Source organism: Mesorhizobium sp. M7D.F.Ca.US.004.01.2.1 (assembly GCF_003997785.1).
Lineage (GTDB): Bacteria > Pseudomonadota > Alphaproteobacteria > Rhizobiales > Rhizobiaceae > Mesorhizobium > Mesorhizobium loti.
Map to the genome: position 1 here is coordinate 1 of NZ_RZRQ01000458.1, position 3,652 is coordinate 3,652.

Here is a 3,652-nt window from a genome sequence, read left to right on the forward strand (position 1 = left end):
GTCGATGAAGTACCGCAACCAGCCGCTGCCGACGCTGCCGGTGTTCTGATCAACGCATCCATTATCGGGTGGGGCCAGGCCGGCCCCGCTCTCTTGACCTCGTGACGGGATGCCCATGCAAACCGCCCTGCAATTCGGCCCGATCCTCATCCATCTCGACCTGCTGCTGCGCGGCCTGGCGAAGAGCATCCAGCTGGCTGCGCTGTCGATCCTGTTCGGCACCGCTATCGGCATCCTTGGCGCCGTCGGCCGCAGCTTCGGTCCGCGCTTGGTGTCGTGGCCGATCGCTTGGTATGTCGAGCTGATCCGCAACACGCCGCTGCTGATCCAGCTCTATTTCGTCTTCTTCTCGCTGCCGCTGTTCGGCTTCAAGCTGTCGAGCAACACGGCGGCCGTCGTTGCGCTGTCGATCCATCTCGGTGCTTACGCTACCGAGATCCTCCGCGCCGGCATTGAATCCATTCCCGAAGGGCAGATCGAGGCGGCCAAGTCGCTCGGCCTCAGCCGCTACCGCATCATCCGCCATGTCATCCTGGTGCCGGCGGCGCGCGCCGTCTACCCGTCGCTGTCGGCGCAGTTCATCCTGCAGATCATGGGCACTTCGATCGTAGGCGCCATTGCGGCCGAGGAGCTGACGGCGGTCGCCAACAACCTCGTCATGCAGACCTTCCGCAGCTTCGAGGTCTACATCATCATCGCGGTCATCTATTTTGTGCTGGTACAGGCCGCCAGCCTGCTCTTCGCCGGCTTCGGCAAGCTCATATTCAGGTGGAAGCAATGAGCCTGCGCGATTTCGGCCCCACCGAATTGATGTTCCTGCTGCTTGCGACGCGCTGGACGATCCTGCTGGCGCTGATCGCCTTTGCCGGCGGCGGCCTGATCGGTCTGGTGGTGGCGGCGATCCGCGTCGCGCCGGCGCGGCCGTTGCGCTGGCTGGCCGCCGGCTACATCCAGTTCTTCATGGGCACGCCGATCCTGATCCAGCTGTTCATGGCCTATTACGGTTCTTCGTTCCTCGGCTACCGGCCGGACCCGTGGGTGGCGGCGGCAGTGACCTTTTCGCTCAACGGCGGCGCCTTCTTCGGCGAGATTTTTCGCGGCGCCATCGAAGCGATCCCGAAGGGGCAGTGGGAAGCCGCGACCGCGCTCGGTTTCCGCTTCACGCGAACGCTGCGGCTGGTGATCATCCCACAGGCGGTGCGGCTGATGCTGCCGCCGACCGTCGGCTTCATGGTGCAGATCGTCAAGACGACGTCGATCGCCTCGCTGATCGGTCTGACCGAGCTCGCGCGCGCCGCCACACAGGTCAACACGGTGACCTTTCAGCCGGTCATGGTGTTCGGCACGGTGTCGCTGATCTACTTCGCTCTGTGCTGGCCGCTGTCGCTCTATGCCGGTTATCTCGAGCGTCGTTTCGCCACCGGAATGACGCGCAAGGTCGAAGCGCCGCTGGTGATGTCGGCTGTCTAGCTCATCCCCTGAACGCCGGCAGGGTCAAGCCCTTGACGCCGACGTCGAGCGCAAACAATCCGCCCGGATTCTTCTGGTCGACAAAGTGGCTGGCCGGGCGCCGGAGCACGGCCGAGGTGACATAGAGGATGTCTAGATCCTTGCCGCCGAATTCGCAGCAGGTCGGTAGGTCGGTCGGCAGCAGCACCGTCTGCATCAGCTCGCCCTTGGGATCGTAGCGGCAGACCTTGCTGGTCACCGGGATGGTCACCCAATAGCAACCCTCGGCATCGACGGTGGCGCCGTCGGCGACGCCGCCGGTCACCGTCATGTCGATGAAGGTGCGGCGGTTTTCGATGCCGCCCGTGGCGGGGTCGAAATCATAGGCCCAGACCGCGCCGGCATGGCTGTCGGAGAAATACATGACCTTTGAATCCGGGCTCCAGGCCAGCCCGTTGGAGCAGCCGATGCCGTCGATCATCTTGTGTACCGAAAGGTCGGGATCGAGCCGGTAGAGCGCGCCGATGAATTCGATCGGCTGGCCCGGCACCTCGAACATGGTGCCCGACCAGAACCGGCCCTGGCGGTCAGGCTTGCCGTCGTTGAAGCGGGTCTTCGGCATATGCGCTTCCGGGTCGACGATCGCTTCGAACGTGCCGGTCGCCGGATCGAAGAAATGGAAGCCGTTAGTCATCGTCAGGACCAGGCCGCCCTTCTCGCGCAGGCCGAGGCAGCCGAGATATTCCGGCGTCTCGAACACATCGTCCTTGCCGGTCGACGGATCGTAGCGGTGGATCAGCTTCTTCCAGATGTCTATCCACCAGAGCACACCGGCCTTGGGGTCCCAAAGCGTGCCTTCGCCAAGCTCGGCTCCGGCATCGACGACGCAAGAAATTTCGACCATGGTCAGCCCTCTCTTCTGCGCAGCCTGCCGCCGAGGCCGGCGAAGGTCTCGCTGCCGATCGACACAGTGAGCAGGATCACCGCGCCGTAGACGATGAGCAGTGCGCCGCTCGACAGGTTGAGCGCCGGCAGCAGTCCGGTGAGGATTGTCAGCACCATGGCGCCGGCGACGGTGCCGAGATAGTGGCCGCTGCCGCCGAGGATCGAGGCGCCGCCGATGGCGACCGCCGCGATCGAGGTGAACAGATAGGCGTCGCCCATGCCGAGATAGGCCTGGCCGGAATAGCCGGTCAGAAGCATGCCGGCAAAGGCGGCGGTGAGGCCCGAGATGACATAGGTCAGGATGGTGGTGCGCGCCGTCGGCACGCCGGAGAATTCGGCCACGGTGGCGCTGGTGCCCAGCGCATAGAGATGGCGGCCGAACGCCGCCTTGGAAAGCAGCAACGTCGCCACCAGGGTCAGAGCCAGCCAGATCAGCGCGATCACCGGGAAACCGCCAATGCGCCCGACCGACAGGAACTGGATCAGGGCCGGCGCCGAAGGGGTCGGCGAACCGCCGGTCAGCACCAGGATCAACCCTTGCAGGATGACGTTGGTGGCCAGCGTCATGATGATCGGCGGTACGCCGAACTGGGCGACCCCGACGCCGTTGATCAGGCCGATAAAGGCGCCGCCGGCAAGCAGCAACGGCATGACCCAGACCAGTGGCACGTCCTGGCCGCCGCATAGCAGCGCCATGACGATGGCCGCCGAATTGAGCACCCAGGGCACCGACAGGTCGATGCCGCCGCCGATGATGACGAAGGTCTGGCCGAGCGCGACGATGCCGACGAAGGCCGCCAGCACGACGGTGGAGCGCATGTTGGAGACCGACAGGAAGCCCGGCGAGAACAAAGCCGTGACCAGGAGCAGCACGACCATGCCGGCATAGGCGAGCACGATGAGGCGGTTGCGGGCGAGGAAGGCGCTCATTGGACACGGTTCCTTGCGGCCTTTTCGGCGACGGAACTCGCCAGCACCGAGAGCAGAAGGATGACGCCGGAAGCAACCGGCTGCCAGTAGCTCGACACATGCAGGACGAAGACCAGATTGCCGATGAGGGTCAGCACGAAGGCGCCGATCAGGGTGCCGGCCAGATGCCCGCGGCCGCCAAACAGGCTGACACCGCCGATGACCGCCGCCGCCACCGAAGGCAGGATGTAGTCCTTGCCGATGGTCGGGGAGCCGGCGCCGGTCTGTGTCGTCAGGTAGAGCGCCGCACCCGCCGCGAACAGGCCTGAGAGACCGTAGGTGATGACAT

The 3,652-nt window shown here is 65.0% G+C and carries 4 protein-coding genes and 1 pseudogene; 2 read left to right on the top strand and 3 right to left on the bottom strand.

Features of this window, described 5'->3' with window-relative positions:
* Positions 1 to 115: 115 nt before the first annotated feature.
* Together EN993_RS32870 and EN993_RS32875 are read left to right on the top strand one after the other, a co-directional pair.
* On the top strand, positions 116 to 781 hold the full coding sequence (locus EN993_RS32870; protein WP_127265942.1) for an amino acid ABC transporter permease: 666 nt from the start codon (positions 116 to 118) through the stop codon (positions 779 to 781).
* Positions 778 to 1,470: an amino acid ABC transporter permease gene (locus EN993_RS32875; RefSeq protein WP_127265944.1), complete on the top strand. Its 693-nt coding sequence runs from the start codon at positions 778 to 780 to the stop codon at positions 1,468 to 1,470. Before EN993_RS32870 ends, EN993_RS32875 begins: the two co-directional genes overlap by 4 nt.
* A 1-nt stretch (position 1,471) precedes the next feature.
* On the opposite strand, the gene EN993_RS32880 is transcribed toward EN993_RS32875, so the two are convergent.
* From EN993_RS32880 to EN993_RS32890, 3 genes and pseudogenes are all read right to left on the bottom strand, one after another.
* Positions 1,472 to 2,353 (bottom strand): SMP-30/gluconolactonase/LRE family protein, encoded by an 882-nt coding sequence (locus EN993_RS32880; protein WP_127265946.1) that lies wholly within the window; start codon positions 2,351 to 2,353, stop codon positions 1,472 to 1,474.
* 2 nt (positions 2,354 to 2,355) lie between these two features.
* Positions 2,356 to 3,324, bottom strand: coding sequence for an ABC transporter permease (locus tag EN993_RS32885; protein ID WP_109667059.1), 969 nt, complete (start codon positions 3,322 to 3,324; stop codon positions 2,356 to 2,358).
* Positions 3,321 to 3,652, bottom strand: a pseudogene (locus EN993_RS32890) (ABC transporter permease); the annotation flags it as partial. The pseudogene EN993_RS32890 and the gene EN993_RS32885, both read right to left, overlap by 4 nt.

Bases quoted from the DNA above. Each gene is read 5' to 3' on its own strand.
- EN993_RS32880 (WP_127265946.1), bottom strand. From the start codon at position 2,353: ATGGTCGAAATTTCTTGCGTCGTCGATGCCGGAGCCGAGCTTGGCGAA.
- EN993_RS32885 (WP_109667059.1), bottom strand. From the start codon at position 3,324: ATGAGCGCCTTCCTCGCCCGCAACCGCCTCATCGTGCTCGCCTATGCC.
- EN993_RS32875 (WP_127265944.1), top strand. From the start codon at position 778: ATGAGCCTGCGCGATTTCGGCCCCACCGAATTGATGTTCCTGCTGCTT.
- EN993_RS32870 (WP_127265942.1), top strand. From the start codon at position 116: ATGCAAACCGCCCTGCAATTCGGCCCGATCCTCATCCATCTCGACCTG.